Source organism: uncultured Campylobacter sp. (genome assembly GCF_937981295.1).
Classification (GTDB): domain Bacteria; phylum Campylobacterota; class Campylobacteria; order Campylobacterales; family Campylobacteraceae; genus Campylobacter_B.
The window spans coordinates 37309-62897 of the sequence record NZ_CALJPC010000045.1 but is presented as its reverse complement, the minus strand read 5'-3'; the positions used below and the strand labels follow the sequence as shown (position 1 = coordinate 62897).

Sequence of the window (25589 nt, the reverse complement as noted above, 5' to 3'; positions counted from 1 at the left end):
GAGCTGATCACCAAAATCACTGCTAATAAGTAGCCAATCGTTTAAAATTTTACGCTAAATTTTGCGTAAAATTTTACCCCAAAAGGTCGAGTTATGATAAATCAAGACGAAATTTACACCGCTACCGAGATCGTGCGCAACTTCAGCACCGTTTTAAACAAGATCAAAAACCAAGAGATCAAAAAAGCCCTGATCGTCAAAAACAACAAATTCGAAGCCGTGATGATCAGTATGAGCGAGTTTGAGCGGCTCGAAAAAGCAGTCGAGCTACTCAAGGCCGTTTACGCCAAAAGGAGCGGCGGTGGCGAGTAAGGAGCTCGTCTGCGGCGGCGATAGCTACAAAATCAGCTACGAAATTTCAAACCTGCAACGCACCGAATATATTTTGGTGTTGCACGGCTGGGGTGCAAACAAAGCGCTTATGTCTCGGGTTTTTGCGGATAAATTCTGCTGTTACGCGTTAGTGTGCGTCGATCTGCCGGGATTCGGCGCAAGCTCGCAGCCCGCGCGCGCCCTTGGCAGCGAGGATTACGCGGAGATTATGCGCGCCTTTATCGCGGCTTTTGGCAAGCAGCCCGCAGCGATTATGGGACACAGCTTCGGCGGCAAGATCGCTGCATTGCTAGCTCCGCGCAATCTCATACTGCTAAGCAGCGCCGGTATCATCGAACCCAAGCCCTTTGCCGTGCGCGCTAAAATCGCGATTTTTAAAATTTTAAAAAGACTTGGACTGGCGGGGCTTTGGCGCGCGTTTGCGAGCAAGGATGCCGCAGGTATGAGTAAGACGATGTATGAGACGCTAAAAAACGTCGTAAATGAGGACTTCCGCGATATTTTTTCCGCGCTAAGACCGCAAAATGCGCTTATCTTTTGGGGCAAGGACGATCGCGCCACTAGTCTAAAAAGCGGCGAGTTGATCCACTCGCTCGTCAAAAATAGCAAATTTTATCCGCTGGCGGGGGATCACTTTTTCTTTTTGCAAAGCGCAGATTTTATCGGCGAGCAGATCGAAAAGGAGCTTGGCGGCAGCTAAATTTAACGATTTGCGCCGCGCTAAATTTAAAACAAGACGCGATTTTGTATAAAATTTTAAAATTTAGCCATGAAATTTTAGCGCCGCTAAAAATCGCGCTTTAGTTGCAAAAACAGATCGCGCGAATGTAAGAGCGAGGTATAGTTTTAAAACGTTTTATTGCGGCGGCTTTAGTCCGGCTTATCTTGCGGCGCGCGTTTTAAAATTTTGCAATCTGTTTGCGCCAAAGATCGCAAACCGAAGCGTAAATTTAAATTATAAAGCCGCGCACGTGCGCCACATATTTAAAATTTAGCGGCGCAAAATCCGCTCTTTGGGCGCGCAGTTCAAAACGCAAAGCTCAAATTGTAGCGCGCCGCGTTAAATTTTAAAATTTTACGCCGTAGCGGATTGTTTCTGCTATGCGCTCGCGATTGCGGCAGCCGTACATGATGCGGCGAAACCGCGTGTGCACTGCAAAGCGGACAATTAAATTTAGTTGCAGGTCGCATAATCGCGTCATGTATTTACCGCGACACAAGGTCTATGCGCCGTAAATGATGCAAATCATCGCGCGAGATAGGGCGTGATGTCGCAAAATACGCAGCGTGCGAAAATTTCAGGTCGCGAAAGATAGATACGGCGCGGTATCGAAAACGCAGACACAGCGCGGCGGTAAATTTATCTAGCGCGGCTCGTGCAGCCAACGCGAGCGCGAGAATTTATGAGAGCGCAAGTTTGCAAAAATAGAATTTGCAAAGCGAGAATTCGTAAAATTTACAAATGAAGCCGAATGCCGGTTGGCCCGAGCTCGCCGCGTTTTTGCCCGCACAGCCTCGCAAGGCGAGCGCGTAAATTTATAAAAAGGAATTTCAAAAGATGAATATAATATTTTTGATCGCGCACGCGGCATTCGTCCTGATGCTCGGCTTTTATCTGATCACCTGCCTGCAGTGGTTTTCGTACAAGCCCGCGCGCATCATCTTTCACTTCACCAAACCCGCGTGGCACCTCTATTTTTTGATTTTGCCGCTGGCGGCGTATTTTGGTTACGAGATCGCGGCTAGCCTCTGCGCGGCTAAATTTGGCACTGCATTCCTCTATGCCCTATGCGCCGCTAAAATTTTAATCATCGCGGTCTATGCGCTAACGCTTTATTTTTGGCAAAGAGGACTAGATAAAAAGCTCGTCTTTACGCCGCGCGTGAAGCGATTTTTTGCGATTTTAGCGCTCTGCGTGCTCGGTTTTAGCGCCGCGTTTTATGCCGCGGGGGGGCCGATTTTGCCGATCTTTTTACCGCTTGGCGCCGCTCTTGCGGCGAGCTTTGCTTACGAGCGGGCGCAGGCTGCGAAATTTAAGGCCGCCGCGCGCAAAAAACTGGCCCAGATGCCCTCCCTTACGATCATTCAAATCACCGCGAGCTACGGCAAGACGAGCATTAAAAACTTCTTGTATCAAATTTTAAAAAGCGACTTTCGCTGTTACAAAACGCCGCGCTCGGTAAATACGCTGGCAGGGCTAGTGCGCGACATAAACGAGGCGCTACCTGCAGATACGCAGATCTACATCGCCGAGGCGGGCGCTAGGCTAAGCGGCGATATCGCCGAGATCACCGAGTTTTTGGCGCCGCAGATCGTCGTCGTGGGCGAGATCGGCGCACAACACATCGAGTATTTCAAAAGCATCGAAAACATCCGCAAAACCAAACTCGAAGCGCTCACAAGCGCGCGGCTAAAGCATGCGTTTTTGCACAGCTCCACGCAAAAAAGCGCGGACGAGCGCGTCACGATCTACGACGAGGGGCTGGAAATTTGCAGCGCGGATCTGGACGGCATAAAATTTAGTCTTAGCTTGAGCGAGAATGAAAGCGGTGCAAGCTGCGAAAATTCCGCGCCGCACATAGAAACATCCGCCGCAGAGGGCGAAGGGCAGGGCGATTTAAGCCTAGATGCAAGCAGTGCGGCATGCGCGGAAAAAGACAAAAATTCTAAAAATTGCGGCGCCGATTTTGACTATGCAAATTCCATGTCCCGCGCCGAACGGAGCGAGCAAGAATTTTACGAACAAACCGCCCGCGCCGCTAGCGACGATAAAATTTGCAGCGACAAAGAGCGGGGCACGCAAGAGGCTCCAAACGAGCGTAAAATTTTAAACGGGCGGAGAGAACTATGCAAGCGCGAGGAGTTTTTCGCGCCGATTTTGGGTAAATTTAACGCCGCAAATCTCGCCGCATGCATAAAGATCGCGCGATTTTTAGGGCTTAGCGCAGATAAAATCAAAAGCCGCGTCGCACACGTAGGCGCCGTCGAGCACCGCCTCGCGCGGCTCGATGCGGGCGGCAAGATCATCATCGACGATAGCTTCAACGGCAATCTAAGCGGCATGCTGCAAAGCTACGAGCTGATGCGAAGCTATGGCGGGCGCAAGGTCATCATCACGCCGGGCATCGTCGAGAGCACGCGCGAGGACAACGAGACGCTCGCCGCCAAAATCGATGAAATTTTTGATCTCGCGATCATCACGGGCGAGCTAAATTCCGAGGTGCTGCAAAGTAGGATCGATCCAGCAAAGACTATCGTTTTGAAAGACAAGCGCGATTTGCAGCGGGTTTTGAGCGAAAATACGCACAGCGGCGATCTGATTTTGTTTTCAAACGACGCGCCGAGCTTCATTTAAGCGGCTTTGGCGATACAGCTTGCTCTGCCCTGAGGAATACTGCGCGATTTAGCAGGCGTGTTTTTAGGCAAAAGGCTTTGAAGCGGGTATAGTGGGCGATTTAAAGTAGCGCGATCTATCGGGCGATTAGTTTGAGCTGCATCGCGATCTGTTTAAATAAATAATCTGGTGCGGCTAAATTTCAGTGCGCCGTTATAAAATCGCAATCTTGCGCGCGATTAAATTTACGATCAAATTTGAAGGAAAGCTATGGATTTACGAGAAAATATGTTAGGGCAGCTGCGGGCGCTAAGCGAGGAGAAGTTCGCGCAATTTTCGCAGCGCCTAATACCCGCGCCGCAGATTTTGGGCGTGCGCACTCCGGCACTTCGCGCGCTTGCTCGCAAAAGCTTCACTGCCTTGGGTGGAGCAGACGAGGCGCGGCGCAAGCTGCAAAATTATAAGCCCGTTTTTCACGAGGAGTTTGTGCTAAAGGGCTTTTTTATAATGCTTTTTAAGCAAGATGAGACGAAATTCGCGCTCGCGAGCGATTTTATCAAAACGATGCCTAATTGGGCGGTTTGCGATATGTTCGCTCCTAAATTCAGGGACGCCTCTTGTGCGGACGTGCTGCTAAAGCAGGCTAAAAGCGGCGCGGACGAGTTTGAGCGGCGATTTTTCTACGTTTATTTTATGCGAAATATGAGCGCGATCTCGCCCGAGGAGTTTTTTGAAATTTGCGCCGCCGAAAGCGACGAGCGGTACTACGTGCAGATGGGCGCGGCGTGGGCGATAGCGGAGATGTTTATCAAGCAGCGCGAGATCACGCTTGCGTTTTTGGCGAGCAAACGGGCGGCTAAATTTATCCAAAACAAGGCGATATCGAAGATCCGCGATAGCTTTCGCGTAAGCAAAGCCGAAAAAGATGCGCTTTTGAAGTATAAAATTTAACCGCGGCGGAAAGTGGCGGAGGTAGTTAAAATTTCAGTTGCGCGCGGGGCTTGTCAGCCAAAATCGCGAGCTTTGAAATGTAAATTTAAGGAGAGAAAATGTTTAGCAAGGAATTTTTGGAGATTTTAAATTATGAATGCGCCGTAGGTATCGCTACCTGCGCGCAGGGCGAGGCTCATATCAGCAATACGTGGAACAGATATCTCGTCATTAAGGGTGATCGCATCCTCATCCCCGCTGCGGGTATGAAAAAGACGCAAAGCAACGTGGAGGCTAATCCGAACGTCGAGCTTAGCGTCGCAACGAAGGAGCTAGCAGGCAGGTTCGGAGCGGGGCGTGGCTTTGTAGTGAAGGGCACAGCGCGTTTTATTGATAGCGGTGCGGAGTTTGAAGAAACGAAGGCGAAATTTCCGTTTGCTACGAGGCTACTTGAAATCACGGCTAGTAGCGTAAAACAGGTACTGTAAACCGTGTGGCGCGCGGCTTATGCAGAATTTTACCGCGAGCTTTACGATGGAATTTTGCCGTGAAATTTTATCGATGGAATTTTGCCGTGAAATTTTATCGATGGAATTTTAAAGTTAGTAAAAATTTTATCGACGAAACTTCGCTTCGCCGCGAAATTTTAAAGCGGGTAAAATTTCAAAGCCTGCAAAATTTAGAAGTTTGCAAGATCCGTAAGTCTCGCTCAAATTTTTAGAGCATAAATTTACGCATTGAAAGGAAAAGTATGAAACGATTAGAGGGCAAAACCGCCGTAATTACGGGCGGAAGCGACGGAATAGGGCTTGGCATCGCAAAGTGTTTCGCCGAAGAGGGCGCAAATTTGATCCTGCTCAGCAGAAGCGAGGAGAAATTAAAAATCGCGCAGGAGGCATTGGGCGGTTACGGTGTGAAAGCTTACGCGGTAGAGGCGGATTTGGCGCAAAGCAAAACGATAAAAGGCCTTTGCGAGCGCATTTTATCGCTGCCCCTAAGATAGATATCCTAGTAAATAACGCCGGGTTGGGAAAATTCGTACCGTTTGAGGCGACCGACGAAGCGCTGCTGGACGTTCATCTAAACCTAAACGTCAAAGCGCCATATCTGCTTACTCAGGGGCTTTTGGGCGCGCTTGCGGCTAGCAAAGGCTGCGTGATCAATATTTCGTCGTATTTCGCAAACAGAATGCTCGTGGGACGCACCACGACGGCATACTCGATCACCAAAGGCGCGCTAAATTCTTTCACTAAATCGCTTGCCTTCGAGGTCGGCAAACTCGGCGTGCGCGTTAATGCCATAGCGCCCGGAAGCGTTCTGATGCCGCAGTTTGAGCGAAATTTAAGCGCGCAGGACATCGGCGATGCGGCGGTGTTTTTGGCGTCGGATGCGGCGAAGTGGGTCAGCGGCGCGATATTTGCGATAGACGGCGGGCTTACGACGAATTAGCCGCGACCGGGCGGAATTTTGGGCGCGGGTTTTGAAATATAAAATTTTACAGAAGCGAATTCCGCCGCGAGAAATTTTACCCTGCAAAATTTCGCAGCGGCAAATTTGCAACGAAATTTAGCCGCGTAGAATTTTACGGCGACGAATACTGCGCGTGAAATTCGCCATGGCGAAAGTGCAAAATTCTGTAAGCCGTGCGAATTACAATGTAAATTTTAAAATTTTCATTGTAAAATTCTGCGGCGCGCGGTTTGGGCGTAATCTCGCGGCGCAAAATTTAAAGCTGCGATAAAACGGTGCCTGCAGGGCTAAATTTAAAAAACGGCGCCGGCAGCAGCTTGAGATAATTAGAAATCAAACGAGATTGGAGAGGGTTTGAGGGTTTTGTTTCTAGCGATTTTAGCGGTGTTTTTGCTCTCTTGCGCGGCGCTATTTAGCTCGTGCGCGGCTCCGCTGGCGCCCGCTGGTAACGCGCTTAGCGTATACGACATCTACTCCGTAGCGCGCGACCGCCGCAGCGTAAGCGAGGTCGCTAGCGACAAGCTAATCCAGACTAAAATCCAAAGCAAAATTCTATTTACCAAAGGCCTTAGCAGCTGGGATTTGGAGGTCGAATGCTTCTATGGCGAGGTCTATCTCATCGGGCTTCTGGATAGCGAAGCGATGCGCGAGCCGCTACTTGCTTTAGCTCGTCAAACCGAAGGCGTGCGGCGCGTACATACCTATCTGCGTGTCAAAAAGCCCGAATATCCGTGCAATTCGTTTGAAATTTTTACAAATTTAAAGAAAAATCTCTTTTCCGATACCGACGTTTCGGGCACTGCGGTGCGCGTGGCGATCGTGGGCTGCGACGTGGTATTTAGCGGCGTAGTAACGGACATCGAGCACGAAAAACACGCGATCTGGTACGCGACGCACGCGCCCGGAGTGCAGGACGTGTATTCGTTTCTGCGCGTAGTAAAGGAGTAGGGGCTTTGCGGTTAATTTTGATTGCTCCGCGGCACGGCAAATTTAACCGCTTGCGGCGGGCTAAATTTGAGAATATGCCAGATTTATTTCAGCTCGTTTGCGGGGCAATCAGCGTGTATGAAATTAAAATTTTATCGGCGCGCAAGATAACGTGGAATTTTAAAATTTGGCTCACGAGCGCGAGCATTAAGTAAATTTAAAGCCGCCTCAGACGATAATTTCGCAGATGAAATTTACGTCGCGAGCGCTCGCCGAAAAGTAGCGCCAGCGTGCCGATAAAAAGTGCGCCCTGTTTAAATAGCGGCTAAATTAAAAGCGGCTCAAGCGAGCAAAATTTTAAAGCGTTGCGTTTTAAAAGCGCTAAATTTAAAGCGAGCCGCCGAGTTAAATTTAAACGTCGCAACGCGTGCATTGCGAGTGAAAATGAGCTAAATTTAAAGTCGTGCCGCCGCTATCGGCAAAATTTTAGCGCCACGGCGCGGGAGTTCGCACCAAAACAGATAATTAAAATGCCCAAGAGGGCGCAAAATTTAGTAAATTTAAGGAGAGAAAATGAGCCAAAGCCAAAAATGTACGTACCAAACCGCGTGCGAGCTGCCAAACGTGAGGCTGATCAAGCACCCACTGATCGAGCATAAGCTCACGATCCTGCGCGATCGGGGGACCGATCCGTTTCAGTTCCGCATGCTCGTCGATGAGATCAGCTACCTGATGATGTTCGAGGCGACGCGCGATCTGGCGCTGCGCGAGGTAAGCGTGCATACGCCCGTGGCGCAAACCAGCGCGTATAAGCTCGCCACAAAGATCATGATCTGCCCGATTTTGCGCGCCGCGCTGGGGATGCTAGATAGCGTATTTAAGCTTATGCCCGATGCTAGCGTTGGATTTTTAGGCTTTCAGCGCGACGAAAAGACCGCGCAGGCGGAGTTTTTTTACGCCAAGCTGCCCGCAGACGCCGCAGAGCGCACCGCAATCATCATCGATCCGATGTTTGCGACCGGCGGCACGGCGATCGATGCGGTGAAATTTCTGCTGAAAAACGGCGTTAAAAAGATCAAATTTATCTCCATCATCGCAGCGCCCGAGGGGCTTCATAGATTTAGCGAGATCTACCCGCAGGTCGAGGTTTTTACCGCGGCGATCGACGAGAGACTAAACGAGCAAAAATATATCGTGCCGGGTCTCGGAGACGCGGGAGATAGGGTATTTAATACGCTGTGAAATTTGCGCGGCGAAGGACTTTGCGCTGCGTTAAATTTTCGCGTGATAGTGTTTTGTGCGGCGATAAATTAAATTTGCCAGAAATGCAATTTGCGGAGCAAAATCTATTTAACAAATATGCGAGTTGTCGCCGCTCGGAATTCCGTCGCGGCAATAAATTTGGCAGGGCGCGTATTTTTACAGCGTGCGCAATACGTAGTGAAATTTAAAATTTTGCGGCGCCGTAAATTTGATGCGCTTTAAAATTTTAACTCGTCGTGGAATTTGCGGTATTTTGAAATTTATCAAATAAAATTTGAGCTCCGCGATGTATAAAACACGTAAATTTCAAAGTAAGAGAAAGATGAAATAGGGCGGCGGAATTTTATTGCCGTCGAATTCTGCTGCAAAATTCTAGCCGTGCAAGATTTCACGGAGAATTTACCGCGTCAAAACTCTACGGCAGAGCGGGAGTGAAATTTTAAAATTTGGCTCGCATTTGCGGCGTAAAATTTTGCTACCGCCCGCGCCGCAAAGATCACCGCTTCCAAACCACTCCTGATCGCGCTACCACATAGCCTGCGCGCAGCTCGCAAAAAAACTCCGAGCAGTCACGCTTTTCATAGCAGCTTAAAACCCAGCCGTCGCCTACAAAATTTATCGAGCCGCAAAAATAACAAGTTTAAAGCCGCTGTATTTTGCGACCAAGAGCGATTTTACGCTTGCGAGCCGTGGAAATTTTGCGCCGCTATGCTGTTTTAGGCGCGATTCCGCCCTACTGCCGCCCAGTGCGAGTGTGACGAGCGCGAAATCTTGCAACCCGCAGTGAGCTATCGGTAAAATTTCAAGTAAGAGTAAAATTTCGCCGCTATAAAGTTAAAATCGTCCTTAGGCTCGGGAGAAATTCTAAAATGGCGGACGGGGGTAAAATTTTATCGCTAGGCCGTATGTCGGGCTCGAATTTTGGCAAAATGTCGATAAATTTTGGCTCGCAAAAGAGCCTACCACTTCGCAATTCTAACTACGCAAAATCACGCTCATATTGGCGCCATAGCGTCCGCGCCGTAAAAATTTACAAATCGCAAAATTTGCAAAAATCGCGCGGCAAAATTCTTACTAAGCAATCCGATAAAGAAGCAGGGCGGCGCGTCAGGCATACGCGAGGAGTAAAATTCTCACCCAAACGATCCGCCAAACACGCTTAAATTAAATTTCAAATTTAGCGAGCAAATTTCGCCTACTTCACCAGCCCCGCTTCCCTTAAAAAGCAACTCGGCTCATAATTAATCTTTCTGATCTTATCAAATTTCGCGTAGCTTAGCACCAGCTCATCGCGCGCTCTGGTGACCGCCACGTAAAAGAGCCGCCGCTCCTCCTCCAGACTGCCGCCCATCGCCATTAGCTTGAGGTTTGGGAAGCGGTTTTGCGCCAGATTGATGAGATAGACGCTGCAAAACTCAAGTCCCTTGCTTGCGTGCACGCTGAGCAGATTCACCCCCTCGCCCTCGCTCATCTCCTTTGCGCCCAGAGTTATGAAGTTATAAAAGCTCTGCGGATCCGCGTATTTGCCCGCGATCTGCTCTAAAATGCCGCATTTATCGTAGATGCGGGAGATCTCGTCCTTTTTGCGCTCGTCGTCTATCTTGCCGTTTTTTAGCGTCGCGCGCTTTGTCGCGATAAAATCCGCCACAAGCGCGAAAAGGCGCGAGTTTTTGATTTGCGAGATCAGAGTAGCGGACCTTGCAGCCGAGCCGCTTTTTTTAAAAATTTTATAAATTTCGTGCAAAAATACGGCGCCGCCCTCGGTAATTTTATTGTGTTTTAGAACCGGGTGCGAGCGAAAAAACTCGTCAAATTCCAAAGCCTCAAAGCGCGATACCGAGCCGATAATATCGACATCGTCAAAAAGCCCGAGCTGATAGTTTTTTCTCTTTTTTTCAAAAATTTTAACGCTCTCGTCGGGGCGCAAAAGCCCTGCGTGAATACTTCCGTGTCCAAGCGCGATCAGCGCGTCGAAAAGCTCCTTGCTCAGCGCGCTGCCGACGCCTCTTGCGTATTCGCACGTACTCATAAAGGCCATCATATCTTTTGGATTTATTATCATCGCAAAAATGTCCGTAAAGGCCTTGATTTCGCGGCTTTCAAAAAAGCTCACGCCGCCTTTTCGCTTCGCGCCGATACCGAGCTCCTTAAGCGCGACCTCGACGCCGTCGGCGCTGGAATTATTGCGAAAGATGACGGCGATCTTTTCGCGTGGGGTGGTGCTTTGCGCGATCTGCGCGGCTACGTGGGCGTATTGCGCCGCCGTATCGTCGTAAACATGCAGCTTAGGCGCGCTAAATTTACCCTCGCGACCCACGATCAGCTTCTTTTCGTAAAGGCGCGGATTGTTCGCGATGACGCGGTTTGCAAGCGCTAAAATCGCCGAGCTTGAGCGGTAGTTGATATTCAGCGCGTAAATTTTAGCGTCCGCAAAGCGCTTACCGAAGCTGCCGATGATGTCGATGTTTGCGCCGTTGAAGGCATAGATGCTCTGATCGAAATCGCCGACGCAAAAAAGGCTTTTCGTCGCAAAGGCATCGATGAGGCTTCCTTGCAGCGAGTTCGTGTCCTGATACTCGTCCACTAAAATTTCATCAAACCGCAGCGGCGCGCCCTTTCGCAGCTCATGGCGCATCTTTAGCAATACGTCGTTGAAATCGGCGTAGTTAAATTTTGCCTTTTCCTCTTCGAACTCGCGCAAAATATCTGCGTAAATTTCGGCAAATTCCGCCTGATCCTCGTAGTTTTTGCTAAGCCACGTCTCAAAATCCGCGCTCATCTCCTTGTTTTGATACAGCGAGTACACGTCGTACAAATATGCCCCACCGTAGGGGCGCGCATCGCTTACGTGATAAAATTTGCGCTTTTCTACGAGGCTTTTTAGCAGCGTCTTTAGCTCGGCGGGCTGCTTTAGGATCACGCCTTTGCCCAGCTCGCGAAGTAGGGCGTAGGATACGGCGTGGAAGGTGCCCGCGACGATTGCGGAGGTGATTTTTTTATCAAAATGCCGCTGCAAGCGTGCTATCATCTCGCTCGCGGCCTTGTTCGTAAAAGTAAGAAGCAAAATTTTTCTAGGGCTCGTGCCGAGATTTAGCAGATGAGCGATGCGCGCGACGATGGTGCTGGTTTTGCCCGTGCCTGCGCTTGCGATTACTAGATTGTGCCCCGCAGGAGCGGTTGCTGCGGCGTATTGTTCGGTGTTTAGCTTAGCTAGAGCGTCCAAGATTATTCCTTTGCAAAAAGGCGCCATTATAGCCTAAAATCATTAAAATTCTTTGATATAATTGCGCGATGAAATTTCTAAAATTTATAGTAAAAATCGCGCTATTTTGCGCATTTGCATTCGCTCTGTTTTTGATCTTGGACGCGCTTTATCCGCTAAATTTGGATATGCTAAATAAGCAGAAGAGTAGAATTTTATATGACCGAAACGGCGAAATTTTAAATATGCAGATCAGCGACGATCAAATTTGGCGCTTCTACGCGAGCGCGGACGAGATACCGCCGCGGCTGAAACAAAGCGCGATTTACTTCGAGGATCGCTATTTTTACTACCATTTCGGTGTCAATCCAGCCTCGATCCTGCGCGCGGCTATGTATAATTTTACGCAAAATTTTACTAAAAAAAGCGAGGGCAACGTCGAGCGCGTCGGAGCCTCGACGATTACGATGCAGGTCGCGCGTATGATGCGCCCCAAACAGCGCAGCTACAAGAACAAAATCATCGAAATTTTCAACGCCTTTCAGCTGGAGTGGCACTTCAGCAAGGATGAAATTTTAGGAATGTATTTCAACCTCGCCCCATACGGCGGCAACATCGAGGGGGTCAAGACCGCGGCGTATTTTTACTTCAAAAAAGACCTTCGCGAGCTTAGCAACGCTCAAATCGCACTTCTTAGCGTGATCCCAAAAAACCCGAACAAAAACCGCCTGGACCGCAAATCAAACATCAACGCGCTTAAAAACCGCCTAATTTCGCAGCTGCGAGACGGCGGCGTGATCTCGCAAAGCGAGTATGAGCGCGCTCTTGCGGAGCCGTTTTCGCCCAGACGCTACGCAGCGCCCAATTACGCGCCGCATTACGCACTGTTAGCGTTTAACAATTATAAAATGCAGAATTTTACCGCCAAAGATGACGTAAATTTCACTCAAAATTTAAAGCAGGGAGGCACGCCCGGCGCGACGACAGGGCAAGCAAACTCGTCTACACGCCGAGCGGCGGCGGGGGCAGAGTCAAATTTTTCGGACGCGGCGAGTGCCGAATCAGGCTTTACGGCTGCGACAAGGGGTGAGCCAAATTTATCAAATGCCGCAAACGCGCAGGCGGGAGCGGATTCGAAAGAAATGAATTCCAAAGAGGCGGATTTTAAAACTAATGCGCCGAAGAATTTAAATTTAAACGAACAAACGAGCTTAAATTTAAACGAGCGCGAAGGCGCAGAATTGCAGGCGGGCGTAAAACCGAATGAACCAAAAAGCGTAAAACCAAATGAAAGAGAGGGCGCAAATTTAGATGAACGGCGAGATTTAATTAATGCCGCCCGCCCGTCGCAAAATACTCAAAGTCTAAATTTAAACGAGCGACGAGGCGCTGCGTATTCGCCGCAGAATTTTAGCGCAGATACAAATTCGGATAAAGGGCAAACCGAGTATCTGCCGCAAAATCCAAGCGCAGATATAAATTTAGATAAACGGCAGAATGCCGCCAGCGCCGCAGATTCGCCACAAAATCAGCAAAACCGGCAAAGTCTAAATTTAAACGAGCGGCAAGATGCTGCACGTTTGCCGCAAAATTTGCAAAATCCACAAGCGAGTGCAAACTCTAGCGAGCGGCCGAGCGTAAATTTTAGTGCGCAGACAAATTCCTTTTCAGACGCTAGTGCTCAGACGCATTTCGCTTCGTCGGACGCTAATGCTCAGACAGATTCTACTCCGGGCGCCAAAATACAGACAAATTCCGTTTCAAGCGCCAAATCGCAGGCAAATTCCGATCTAAACGCCAAGACGCGGGAAAATTCCGCAAACTCTAAAGCAGGCGCGCAGTCCAAGGAGCAAACTGCGCTAGAGCAGGAGCTTACGCGTCTAAACGAGGGTAAAATTTATTCGAGCTTGGATCTTAAAACCCAGATCGCGCTTGAGGGTTTTTTGAAAAGCGAGATCCTCTCCCTGCGCAATAAGGGCGTTAGAAACGGCGCTGCGGTGCTGATCGACAACGAAAGTATGAGTGTGATCGCCTACGTCGGCAGCCACGATTTTAGCGCTAATGAGGGGCAAAACGACGGCGTGCGCTCGCAAAAAAACGTAGGCTCGACGCTCAAGCCCTTCATCTACGCCAAAGCCCTTGAGCACGGGCTCATCACCCCTTCAAAGAAGCTGATCGACGCGCCGATAACCTTCGCAGGCTACGTTCCGCGCAACTACAACCAGGGGTTTTTGGGCGCGGTGAGCGCGACCGACGCGCTAAGTCTTAGCCTGAATATCCCCGCGGTGAAGCTAAATTTGATGCTGGGTGACGACGGGCTGTATGAAATGCTATCAAACGTGCATCTGGCGGAATTTAGCAAGGATTATTACGGCGCAGGTATTGCGCTCGGCAGTATTTCGATGAGCCTAATGGATCTTGCTCGCCTATACAGCGCATTTGCAAACGGCGGCAAGCTGCGGAAGCTCGAAATAGCGGGCGCAAAGATCGGCGACGATGCTAAAATTTTAACCCCACAGAGCGCCTACATCGTAACGCAGATGCTAAGAAACGCGCCGCGCTCTTATCTCGGCTCGGTGTGGCAAAATACCCTAAACGCGCCGCCTCTGATGTTTAAAACGGGCACGAGCGCCGATGCGCGCGATCTCTACACCGTCGCGCTCACGCCTAAATTTACACTCGGCGTCTGGCTGGGAAATTTCGACGGCTCCAAGACTAGAGATCTTAGCGGCGGCGTGAGTGCGGCGAAAGTGGCGTTTAATATGTTTGCTTTCCTCGATAAATCGGGCATGCTGGGCGAGGCGGAGTTTGCGCGTCCTGCGGGCGTGAGCTTTCGGCGGGTATGCACTGACGCGTACCGCGAAAAGGAGTGCGCTCAAAGCGCCGAGGATCTCGCGATCGATGGAGTTGAGCCCAACGAGGAGTGCGAAATTTACGGCACGAGCGAGCTTTTTTATCTGCTAAAACACGGCCTAGTCGATCCTCAAAAGGTGCGCGCAGGAAGGTGCGCGGCTAAATTTGCCGCCGTAAAGCCCGTGCTAAACGACATCAACGCCAAAACCTACGAGACCGGTGCGGACGGCTTTTTGCGGCTTAAAGTGCAGTGCACGGCGGTTTTCGGCGAGCGCGTATATATCAGGCTAAGCGGCGGTTCGCGGGAGTTTATAGCGCTAAATTCCACCGCGTTTACGAGGGAGAATTCCGCGGATTTGGATTTAGAGCATTCTAGCGTGGCGCAGCAAGATAATTTAAAGCAGAATTTAGCACAGCAAAATTTTGCAGAACAGAATTCTACAGCACAAAATTCTATGCGACAAAATTTAGCGCCACAGAATTTAAAATCACAAAATCTTACGAAGCAAAATTCTGCGGGATTGAATTTTATAGCTGAAAATCTAGCCACACGAAATTTGGCGTCGCAAAATTCTATCTTGCAAAATTCTACAGAGCAAAATTCGGAGGTTCAAAATTTCACAGCGAAAAATTTCGCGGATCAAAATTCCTCGCAGCAAAATTCTACGGCACGAGATTTCACCACGCAAAGCCTAGCGCCTGCAGATTCTAAAGTTAAAACGGGAGAATATTTTGTGCGCACTAACGGTGAGGCTTTTACGCTAAGTCTTGGAGCAGGGGATTTTGAGCTTGGCTGCTTGGACGAAAATGCAAATTTCGCTAAAGCAAATTTTAGAGTAAATGAAAGAAAATAAAAGGTTAATTTGTATATAATTTCGTAAAATTTTTGCAAAGGAATTTTATGAAGACAAAACTACTAAGCGCAGCGCTATTTTGCGTTTTGGCTAGCTTTGCTGCGGGCGTAGAGATCAAATACGCTAGCGGGGCTTACGAGATTAGCGGGGTGGACGGCAGTGGATTTAGCGTCACGCAAAAGCAGATCTTAAAATGCACTCCCAAAATCACGGGCACCTACGAAAGCGTGAGCGAGAGCTCAATCAGGCTCTATCCTAAGCCGATGCTTAGCGCCGGGGTTAATTATTCGTGCGAGGCGCGCGGGGTGCGCTTTGAGTTCGAGACAGAGCCTTTTAGCACCGAGCATATCGCGCTTCTGCGTCCGGGGCTAGTGGCAATTAAATTTAACGATGCGGTTAGCAAGGACGCGCTACAGCAAGCGACTAGAATTTACCGCGCGCAGAATTTAGCCCAAAACGACATATCCTACGAGCTTAGCTCGCACGATGATAGGAATTTTTTATTCAGCTTCGATCCTAAGGCGCAAAACGTCGTATTGCAAATAGAATCCCTCACCTCAAAAGCGGGCGCAAAGCTGCAAAATCCAGTGGAGCTGCGCACGGACGAGGAGCCTTTTAACGACAGCATTAACGCTTCAAATTTAAGCGGCTTGCAGATCCGCCCTGCGGCTCTAAAAGACGGCTCGCTCGCAGCTAGAGTGTGTTTTCCTAACTATATGGACGAGCTGTCCGCCAAATACGTAAGAATCGCGGGTATGAGTAAATTTAGCCTCACTCAGCCGCGATATTATTATTATGACGAAGATGAAGAGGGCGGCGAAAGCGACGATCCTTCATGCTACTACTATGCAGATATAGTAAGCGACGAGTTTATGCCGAATAAAAGCTACGAGATTAGGCTGCTAAAGGGATTCGGAGATAGCTCATATATTTTGCGTGACGAGATCAAGCAAAGCGTAAAAATGGGCGACAGGCTGCCTTTCGTAGCCTTTAGCGACGAGAAAAATTTTATCCCAAAATCCGCTTCGTTAGCTTTTAAAAGCTCAAACGTAAATGAGGTTAAAATTTCGATTGCCAAAGTCCCTGAGCAAAATTTTAGGTATTTTTTAAACTTTGAAAGCAACGAAGATAGTGTAGGTGGGTTAGCTAGCGAGATCGCGGTTAAGAGCTTTGATATAGGGGGCGCTAAAAACGCCGTTGCGGAGCATAAAATCGCGATGGATTTTAAAGGCTATGAGGATGGAATTTATAAAATCACGGCGTTTTACAAAGTGGGCGAAAAGATGCAAGAGGTTTCGCGCGTAGCCTATCTTAGCGACATTACGGCTCAAGTGGTGCTGCTTGAGCGCGGTGCGCTAATTTATACTTCTAGGCTTAGTAATGGCGAGGAGCTAAGCAGAGCGAAGGTTAAAATTTACAGCGATAAAAACGAGCTAATTGCAGAGGATAAAACGGACGGAGATGGAATTTTGCGATTAGAAAATATGGAAATTCTAGCCAAAAATCCGCGCTCTATCGAGATTAGCAAGGGGGGTGAGCATGCGTTCGTGCTGTTTAATAACGCCGTAGCAAGCGTCGAGAAAACGATTACTGCAAAGCGTCCGTTCGTTTATCTCGCGAGCGAGCTGATAAGCCCGAATGAGCGGCTTTTAGGCACGATCGTGATGAAAAATCGCGATTTTAGCTCTTTAAAAAATACGCCGATTAAATTTAAAATTTACGATCCTAGCGGCACTGCGGTCATCACGCGCGCGCAAAACACCGATGAGTTCGGCAGCGTTAAAATCGATGAGCTGATGGGTGAGAAAAGCGGCACTTACCGCCTGGATCTCATCTATGAGGATAAAATCATCGCTTCTAAAAACTTCAGCGTAGAAAATTTCGTCCCAAACCGCATTAAAAATGAAATTCTCACTGCCAAAGATGAATACGGCGCAGATGAGATCATAACTTTAAAGCTAAGCTCAAACTATCTTGCAGGCGCGCCGGCCGGAGATTTGAAAGGCTCGCTGGAAGCAAACGCCTATGAAAAAGAGCTAAAAATTAAAGGATACGAGGGCTTTTCGTTTCTAAACGATCGCTTAAAGAAAAAGGGCGCTACGCAGCTTCGTAGGGCAGAATTTACGCTAAGCCCCGCCGGTAAAAAGGAGCTTGCACTCTCGCCGGCAGCAGCTGATCTTAATGTCTCTAACGCCATAAATATTCTACTAAATTTCAGCGTAACCGAGGAGGGTAAAAACGTAAGTGCATATCGCAGCCTGAGCTATCTGCCTTATGATCGTATCGTAGGAATTCGCGCGAGCAAGGACTTCATATCAAGCGGAGATAGCGTAAAATTCGGCTTTGCGCTGCTAGATTCCAAAACCAAAACCGACGTCAAAGGCAAGATCGACGTTGAAATTTACCGAGACGATTTTACTTACGTTTATGACGGCAACAGATACGTCGAGCAAGAAAGCTTTAATCTCGTAAGCGCCGTTAGCACCGATGCGCGCGAGTTTGAGTATAAATTCCAAAACGGCGGCAATTATCTAATCGTCGCAAACGATTACTCAAGCGGCGCGAGTGCTGGCGTGCGCGTGGACGTAAGCGGCTGGGGATATTATGGACGGGTAAACGCTAAAGACGTACAAAGCGCTAAAATTAAACTCGCAAGCGACAAGGTTAAAGCTGGAGATAAAATTAAAGGCGTCATCAATTCGCCAGTAGAAAGCGGCGTGCTAAATATCTCGCTCGTAGGCGAGCAGGTTTACGACTATAAAATTCTATCCATAAAAGGCGGTAGCGCGGAATTTGAGCTTAGCGTGCCGGATAATTTCGTTGGCGGACACATCAACGCTGTAATCGCGCGCGCCGCGACACCCGCTGCAATGCCGCTTAGAGCCTATGCAAACGTGCCGGTGGCGCTAGATGCGAGCTCGCACAAGGCTAACGTGCAAATTTTAGCCGAGAAAAGCTATAAAAACGGGCAAAATGCGCAGATCAGCGTAAAAAGCGAGCCGAATTCCAAAGTGGTGCTCTACGCAGTCGATCTTGGAATTTTAGATATCGTCTCACAAGAGGAGCTTGATGCATTTAAGGCGTTTGACGTTAGCGCGTATTTTGCACTACGGTACTTTGATATTTACGATGATCTTAGCGTGTATCAAACTACTGCTAAAGAGCTAAGCTTCGGCGGCGACGGCGTAATGGCGAAAGCTAAACGAAATTTAAGCCCGGTCGAAAACAAAAAGCAGAAAAAATTTATCAAAATGCTGATCGCAAAAGCAGACGCAAACGGCGAGGCGAAATTTGAGCTTGCGATGCCGAAAAATTTCAACTCCACGATCCGTCTAAGCGCCATGGTTATCGGAGAAGCGGCTACGATCGGCTCGGCAAACGTCGAAGCCAAGGTCCGAGACGACGTGATCATAAAGCCCGCCGATCTAACCTACATGGTGCGAGGCGATGAAATTTCCGTGCCGCTAACGCTCATTAATACAACTGACAAAGAGCAAAAGGCGGTCTTAAAAATCAGCTCATCTCCTTCGGTTGCTATAAGCGGCGGCGAGGCAAATTTCACGCTCAAACCGCTTGAGGTCAAGCATACGAACTTCACCGCGAGCGCGCTTGATATTGCGGATGCGAACATTAAATTTGATCTTGACGCAAACGGGCAGAAATTTAGCAACGATGTGGAATTTGACATAATCAGCCAGTTCCCGCGCTCGAAGATATTTCACGCAAGCTACGGCGATAAGCCGGTAACGCTCAAAATCGATCCGAGCTATAAAGAAATTTACGCTCACGTAAGCTCTACGCCTAACGCTTTTAGCCTAGCGGAGGAGCTTTACTCCTATCCTTACGGTTGCACCGAGCAGCTTACTTCAAAGATGGTGGCGCTTGATTATATCGCGCGCAAAGACTCCAACCAGACCGTAGTAAACTACGTAAACGCTCACGCAAATCGCATTCTCTCTCGCCTCAAACCTAACGGCAGTTTCGGCTACTGGAGTGCTCACGGCGTTACTAATTACTACGCTTCGATTTACGCAAGCGACGTTTTACTAGAGCTTGACGCGCGCTATAAATTCCTTAGCAACAAGCAAAGATCGCTGATATTTAGCGCCTTAAAATCAGACTACGAAGATCAAGCGACGCTTCGAATATACGCGGATTTCGTGCTAGATCAATACGGCAAGCTGGATGACGATGAGATAAATTTCATTTACGACAACGGCCTTTATGACAACTCGCCGATGGCTCGCATCGCTATGGCTGCGATACTTAAAAAGCACAATATGACGACCGAGTTTAACTTCATGCGTGAAAAAATAAACCAAATGGATTATGATTACGCCGAAGACGGAGCGGGCTTGACGTTTGCTAGCGACATAAGAGACGCCGCCTTTAAGCTCTACGCATTCGGCAAGGCGGGCATCAAAGACGATAGCACAAGCAAGGCTGCTATCGCGCTCGTGCGCAACCTAAAAGACGCGGACAATACGCAGGAGCGAGCGAGCGTCATACGCGGATTCGATGCGTATTTTAAGGACGCGAAAAAAGATATTAGCTTTGCTTTGAAATACGACGGCGAGACGAAAAATTTCAATTCGCCGCTGGATACTAAGCTCGCGATTAAAGACGGCTCGATAGAATTTACGCCGATGAGTGGCAACGGCGAGCTGTTTTTTACGGTGCTGGGATTTGGATATGAAAGCGCTGCGGTCAAACATAGCCCGCTTAGCATAAATAGACCGTTTGATAACGACCGAGATAAGAAGGTTGAAATTTATCGCGAGTTTCTTGATGCTCGCGGCAACATCGTCGATCTAAACAAGCTCAAAGTAGGGCAGAAAATTTACTCTAAGATCAGTTGGCGAGCTAATCATTATCTATATAATTTCGCGATCGACGAGGCGATGCCTAGCTGCTTTGAGGCGGTCAATGAGCGCCTAGGCTCGGCCGCACAGGCTCGCCCGGAGGGCTTTGTAGATAGCGTAGCGATCGAGCATACGGAGTATCTGTACGACCGAGTGCTTCACTTCCCGAAAAGCGGTTATTTTTACTACGATCCGCAAGAGGGATATAATAGTACCGGCATCATCTACACGCCGATAAACGTGATTATGTCGGGCTCGTGCGCGCTTCCTGCGATCTCCATCGAGGATATGCAATACGAGCGAGTAAATAATTACGATCTACAAACGCTTAAATTTAAAGTCGCTCGCTAAGGCGTAGCGATTTTAAGGCTCGGCGCGGATTTTGCATTAATTGCAATTTTCGCGCCGAGTGCGCTTTTGTGTTCACGAGTGCTTTACAAACGAGCGCTCGATAAAATTTTAAAATTTCAATCCTGCCCGTCAGCCGAATTTCAAAATTTTATATCAATGCCTATATTATTTCATAGCTTTTTACTATCTATTTATAACGTTATTCTATTTGACTTACCTTTAAATTCGAGTTATCATTTCTTTTAAATATACACTTTTAATTAAAGGAGTTGCAAATGCAAGACGTATCAAGACGTAGTTTTTTAAAGATTAGCGCGGTTGGCGCCGGAGCACTTGCGCTGGGAGCTAGTAGCGCGTGCGCGGCACAAAACGTCAAGGATGTCAAATTTGACGAGGAATACGACATCGTCATCATCGGCACCGGTTTTGCGGGGCTTGCCGCGGCGATTAAAGCCAGCGGACGCGGCAAAAAGGTGCTAGTGCTTGAAAAGATGGGTCGCGCGGGCGGAAATTCCGTCATCAACGGCGGAAACATGGCCGCTCCGATGAATAAATTTCAAGTAGCGCAGGGCATCAAAGATAGCAAGGAGCTTTTTATCGCCGATGCCGTAAAAGACGGGCTCGGGCTTAACCATACCGATCTTTTAGGCGTGATGTTTGATCGCAGCAACGATGCGGTGGATCTTTTAACTAGCTGCGGAGCGGAGTTTAGCGATAAGTTGATCTTTGAAAGCGGCCACAGCGTCGCAAGAAGCTTGCAATCAACCAACGGCTCGGGCTCTGGCTACATCCAACCGATGATGAACAAGCTTCAAAACGATCCTAACGTCACGATCAAGACCCGCACGAAATTTGACGATTTTATCGTGGACGACAGAGGCCGCGTTGTAGGCGTAGAAGCGCGCGAGGAGTATAAATTTGATCCGAAACTTTTTAGCGACGATTTGGAAAACAAAAGCGGCGAAAAAAAGAGCTACAAAGCCAAAGACGGCGTTTTGCTAGCCTCGGGCGGATACGGACGCGATCTATGGTACCGCCAGATCCAAGATCCGCGCGTAGTGCCTAGCATAGACAGCACCAACCATCCGGGAAGCTCGGCAGGAGCGATGCTAGCGGCAAACAGAATCGGCGCATTTACCCTTTTAACGTCGTGGATTCAGTTCCTTCCATATTGCTCGCCCGATGAAAAGGGCTTCGGCGCTGCGGTAAATTTCACCAACCACTGCTGCAACACCTACGGTCTAACCGTCGATCCAAAGACGGGTAAACGCTTTATGGACGAGCACGCAGGGCGCAAGATCAAGGCGGACGCCTGCTTTAAGGTTATCGGCGAGAGCGAGAAAAACGACAACTATCCGGTAAACGTCTGCGACTCTCAAGCCGTCGCCGCGCGTAACCCGGTCTATACATCAAGACCGCTGGAAGCAGGCGTCGTGAAGAAATTTGACACGTTAGAGGAGCTTGCGAAGGCTTATAACTTGCCGCTGGAGCCGTTTTTAAAGACCGTCGCGGATTATAACTCTTACGTCAAAGCTGGCAAAGATCCGGAATTCGGCAAGGTTGTCGATAAACTGGACGGCATCGACGTTTCCAAACCGCCGTTTTACGCAAGCCGCACGATGCCGAAGGTGCACCACACGATGGGCGGACTTGAGATCAACACCAAAGCTCAGGTCATCTCGAGCCTTACTCACGAGCCGATCCCAGGGCTTTGGGCTGCGGGCGAGGTAACCGGCGGCGTGCACGGCGCGAGCAGGCTCGGAACCTACGCGATCCTTGATTGTATGGTTTTCGGAATGATCGCGGGCGAAACAATCGGGGCTTAAATTTAGCACCTGCGAAATTTCGGCACGAAGCGGGCGTAAACGCATGCTTTGTTAAATTTCGGCACGGAGTAGCGGTGCGTGCTTTGCGCCGAAATACTATGTGTGGTCTTTAAAATTTAGAAGCAAAGCCGCAAAGCGTGCCGCGGAATTTTAAAATATTTTAAAATTTAAAGCACTTAAAATTCTACGGCGCGAGTTTTAAATTTGAATACCGCGCACTTTAAAATTTTATAGCGGCGGTAAAATTTCGCACAGGCGGCGAGCAAATCCGTGCGCCGTAAATTTTAAAATTTACGCCTAAATTTCGGCTAGCGGAGCGGAATTTATTCGCTTTAAATTTGCGCTTTTAAAATTTTCTTTTCTAAATTTTTAAAATTCTATCACTAAGTCTTTACGTTAAATTTTAAATTTCGCTACGTGGGTGTATAATCTATAAAATTTCAACGCAAGGAGCAAAAAATGCAAGAAATTTCAAGACGAAATTTTATTAAAATCGGCGCGACGGGAGCTCTGGCTTTAGCTGCAAGCAGTACGAGTGCAGCACAAAACGCTAAAGACGTAAAATTTGACGAAGAATATGATGTTGTCGTTATCGGTAGCGGTTTTGCAGGCTCGATGGCGACGCTTCAGGCTCTTAAGCGCGGCAAAAAAGTGCTTATGATCGAAAAGATGGGTCGTGCGGGCGGTAACTCCGTCATTAACGCCGGCAATATGGCGGTGCCAAATAACGAATTCCAAAAAGCCGCGGGCATCACGGATAGTAAGGATGCTTTCATCGCAGATTGCCTAAAAGACGGGCTAAATTTAAATCACGTAGATTTGCTAGGCGTCATCTACGACCGTGCAGGCGATGCTTTTGAATACCTAAAAAGCATCGGAGTGGAGTTTTCGGGCAAGGTGATATCTGCTAGCGGACACTCGCTAAAGCGCGCCGTACAGGCCAAAAACGCCAGCGGCTCGGGCTACATCCAGCCGATGCATAAGGCGATCGAGGAAAATGCAAATGCTGTAATCAAGAAGCGTACTAAATTTGATGATTTTGTCGTAGATGACAGCGGCCGTGTCGTAGGCGTGAAGTGTCGCGAAGAATATAAGTTCGATCCGCAGCTTGCTAGCGACGATAGGGAAAACAAAAGCGGCGAAGTAAAATTTTTTAAAGCCAAAGATGGTGTCATTTTGGCTGCGGGCGGATACAGTTCGGATAAATGGTTTCGCGCGCAGCAGGTGCCGTATCTAAAAGACAATATCGAAACCGTAAGCCAACCAGGCGCTACCGCAGGTGCGCTTATCGCGGCGATGAAGCTAGGTGCGAATCCTTTGCAACTCAGCTGGATTCAACTAAATCCTTATACTAATCCTAGCGAGAAGGGATTTGGTACTTCTGCGCTATTTTCAAATCACTGCGCTAACGACTATGGTCTAACCGTCGATCCAAAGACCGGCAAACGCTTTATGGATGAGCACGCAGGGCGCAAGATCAAAACCGAAGCGATCTTTAAATGCATGGCGGAGAGCGAAAATAACGACAACTATCCCGTAAATATCTGCGATCAAGCCGCAGTTGATGCAAATAATCCGGTCTATACATCAAAAGGTGTAGAAGCAGGCTCAATTAAAAAATTTAATACCTTGGAAGAGCTTGCAAAATTTTATAAAATTCCGCTGGAGCCGTTTTTAAAAACCGTCGCGGATTTTAACGGCTATGTCAAAGCAGGAAGCGACCCGGAGTTTGGCAAGCCTTTGACAAAAGCCGATGTAGGCGGTATCGACGTATCAAAAGCTCCATTTTATGCGTGCCAAACAAGCCCGAAAATTCTTTACTGCATGGGCGGCGTGCAGATCAATACCAAAGCCCAGGTTATTGACGCGGCTAGCGGCGAGCCGATCGCAGGGCTATATGCAGCGGGCGAAATCACCGGTGGCGTTCACGGCGCAAGTAGGCTCGGTACTATGAGCATGGCTGATTGTATGGTTTTTGGCATGGTGGCGGCAGAAAATATCTGAATTTAGGGTGCGACGGCATATTTAAATTTCGCTGTCGCGTCTAAATTTTAAAATTTTATGCAAAAGAAACGTAAAATTCTATTCGTTCGGTAAGGGTTAAATTTCACCGAAATTCGCATAGTTTGGGGGGCGGGCATGATAGCGATCTATTTTAGCGCCACGGGCAACACGAAGCATTGCGCGGGTAGGCTCATCGCTCATCTTGGCGGCGTTTGCGTCTCGATCGAGAGCAAGGCTTGCAATGAGCTTTTAAAGCACCACAATGACGTCATTTTGGCATATCCCGTCTATTTTAGCGACCTACCGCGTATCGTGCGCGACTTCCTCTACCAAAACGGCGCGAGCTTTAGCGGCAAAAACGTATTCATCCTCGCTACGATGGAGATTTTCAGCGGCGACGGGGCAGGGTGCGCGGCTAGAGTTTTAAAACAATTCGGCGCAAACATAACGGGCGGCGCTCATATCAAAATGCCCGCGTTCATCCTCGATGTGGCGATTTTTAGCTACTCGCAAGCGAAAAACGAGCGCATAATCAAAGAGGCGGACGCTAAAGTCAGACGCGTTGCGAAGGCGCTTATCGCAGGCCGTCCGCCGCAAGAGGGGCTGAGCGCGCTTTGTCGTATCGCAGGGTTTTTAGGACAGCGGCTTTGGATGAAAATTTGGGATAAAGGCCCCTTTGCTAAGCGCAAGCCGAGCCTCGATCCATCGCGATGCAGCGGATGCGGGGCTTGCGTCAAACCCTGCCCGATGCGAAACATAAAGCTCGCTTGCAAAAAGGCGCAATTCGGCGATGAGTGCACGCTTTGCTACAGGTGCGTAAATATATGTAAGCGCAAAGCGATTACGATCCTAGGCAGGGCGAAAAATTTAGAAAAGTCCATCGCCGCAGACTTATGAGGACGAGCTCATGCCTCACAAGTTCGCAATAAAATGCGTAACAACGGGCGAGGAAATTTTACTTTTTAACAGCGCTTCGCACGGCTAAAGCGCGATGTTTCGCGACAAGCTCGATGCGGAAAAAGTAACTCGCCGCGAGCTAGTGAAATTTAACCTGCCGCCGTGCAAGACCCGCGTAAAATTTGGCTACAGCAATCACTACGACAAAAGAATACGAGACAGACGAGCGTGGTAGAGTCATACTGATAAACGACGGGGCTGCCTCATGGGGCGAGGTAAGGCAAACGGCTTTGATTATATCGCCGTAAGCTGCAAGAGAGAGGCGGGCAAAAAGACAAAATTTCGCTTATGTAGGCGGCCTTAAATCTCAAGTCCGTCTTTTTTACTCCGTATTTAAATTTTTACTCGGTCGCTAGATACTCCTAAATTTAAATTCTCTAGAGCCGAATGTGGCGTCTTAGAATTTTAGCAAAGGTTTATTCT

Annotated in this window: 16 protein-coding genes; 15 read left to right on the top strand and 1 reads right to left on the bottom strand. The window is 48.7% G+C overall.

What is annotated here, in order from left to right; genetic code table 11:
* Nucleotides 1–93: 93 nt before the first annotated feature.
* The 9 genes from Q0135_RS03690 to upp all read left to right on the top strand — a co-directional run bounded on the left by Q0135_RS03690 (nt 94) and on the right by upp (nt 8236).
* On the top strand, nt 94–312 hold the full coding sequence (locus tag Q0135_RS03690) for a type II toxin-antitoxin system Phd/YefM family antitoxin (RefSeq protein WP_177389042.1): 219 nt from the start codon (nt 94–96) through the stop codon (nt 310–312).
* On the top strand, nt 302–1033 hold the full coding sequence (locus Q0135_RS03685; RefSeq protein WP_297988338.1) for an alpha/beta hydrolase: 732 nt from the start codon (nt 302–304) through the stop codon (nt 1031–1033). Before Q0135_RS03690 ends, Q0135_RS03685 begins: the two co-directional genes overlap by 11 nt.
* 858 nt (nt 1034–1891) lie before the next feature.
* The gene (locus tag Q0135_RS03680) at nt 1892–3688 is read left to right on the top strand and encodes a Mur ligase family protein (RefSeq protein ID WP_297988335.1); all 1797 of its coding nucleotides are present in this window, start codon (nt 1892–1894) and stop codon (nt 3686–3688) included.
* A 249-nt stretch (nt 3689–3937) separates the two neighbouring features.
* Nucleotides 3938–4618 carry a DNA alkylation repair protein gene (locus Q0135_RS03675; RefSeq protein WP_297988333.1) on the top strand — a complete coding sequence of 227 codons (681 nt, stop codon included), beginning with the start codon at nt 3938–3940 and terminating at the stop codon, nt 4616–4618.
* A gap of 98 nt (nt 4619–4716) precedes the next feature.
* Complete coding sequence (locus Q0135_RS03670; RefSeq protein ID WP_177389050.1) at nt 4717–5085, top strand: pyridoxamine 5'-phosphate oxidase family protein; 369 nt, start codon at nt 4717–4719, stop codon at nt 5083–5085.
* A 263-nt stretch (nt 5086–5348) separates the two neighbouring features.
* Nucleotides 5349–5600, top strand: a complete 252-nt coding sequence (locus Q0135_RS03665; protein ID WP_297988331.1) for an SDR family NAD(P)-dependent oxidoreductase — start codon at nt 5349–5351, stop codon at nt 5598–5600.
* A 23-nt stretch (nt 5601–5623) separates the two neighbouring features.
* Nucleotides 5624–6046: an SDR family oxidoreductase gene (locus Q0135_RS03660; protein WP_297988328.1), complete on the top strand. Its 423-nt coding sequence runs from the start codon at nt 5624–5626 to the stop codon at nt 6044–6046.
* Between the two features lie 375 nt (nt 6047–6421).
* The gene (locus Q0135_RS03655) at nt 6422–7015 is read left to right on the top strand and encodes a BON domain-containing protein (RefSeq protein ID WP_291937246.1); all 594 of its coding nucleotides are present in this window, start codon (nt 6422–6424) and stop codon (nt 7013–7015) included.
* A 594-nt stretch (nt 7016–7609) separates the two neighbouring features.
* A complete protein-coding gene (gene upp, locus Q0135_RS03650) occupies nt 7610–8236 on the top strand; it encodes a uracil phosphoribosyltransferase (protein ID WP_295152335.1) in 627 nt (208 codons plus the stop codon).
* Between the two features lie 1216 nt (nt 8237–9452).
* Here the strand turns inward: upp and Q0135_RS03645 are convergent.
* Nucleotides 9453–11507, bottom strand: a complete 2055-nt coding sequence (locus Q0135_RS03645; protein ID WP_297988326.1) for an ATP-dependent helicase — start codon at nt 11505–11507, stop codon at nt 9453–9455.
* A gap of 41 nt (nt 11508–11548) precedes the next feature.
* Here Q0135_RS03645 and Q0135_RS03640 point away from each other — a divergent pair, with 41 nt between their 5' ends.
* The 6 genes from Q0135_RS03640 (at nt 11549) to Q0135_RS03615 (ending at nt 25341) form a co-directional block, all read left to right on the top strand.
* Complete coding sequence (locus Q0135_RS03640) at nt 11549–15166, top strand: transglycosylase domain-containing protein (protein ID WP_297988325.1); 3618 nt, start codon at nt 11549–11551, stop codon at nt 15164–15166.
* A gap of 47 nt (nt 15167–15213) precedes the next feature.
* The gene (locus Q0135_RS03635; protein ID WP_297988323.1) at nt 15214–20379 is read left to right on the top strand and encodes an alpha-2-macroglobulin family protein; all 5166 of its coding nucleotides are present in this window, start codon (nt 15214–15216) and stop codon (nt 20377–20379) included.
* A 275-nt stretch (nt 20380–20654) separates the two neighbouring features.
* A complete protein-coding gene (locus tag Q0135_RS03630) occupies nt 20655–22205 on the top strand; it encodes a flavocytochrome c (RefSeq protein WP_297988320.1) in 1551 nt (516 codons plus the stop codon).
* A gap of 459 nt (nt 22206–22664) precedes the next feature.
* Complete coding sequence (locus Q0135_RS03625; RefSeq protein WP_297988318.1) at nt 22665–24209, top strand: flavocytochrome c; 1545 nt, start codon at nt 22665–22667, stop codon at nt 24207–24209.
* Nucleotides 24210–24344: 135 nt separating this feature from the next.
* Entirely contained in the window at nt 24345–25106 is a 762-nt protein-coding gene (locus Q0135_RS03620; RefSeq protein WP_297988315.1) for an EFR1 family ferrodoxin, read from the top strand.
* Between the two features lie 94 nt (nt 25107–25200).
* Nucleotides 25201–25341, top strand: a complete 141-nt coding sequence (locus Q0135_RS03615) for a hypothetical protein (RefSeq protein ID WP_297988314.1) — start codon at nt 25201–25203, stop codon at nt 25339–25341.
* Nucleotides 25342–25589 lie beyond the last annotated feature (248 nt).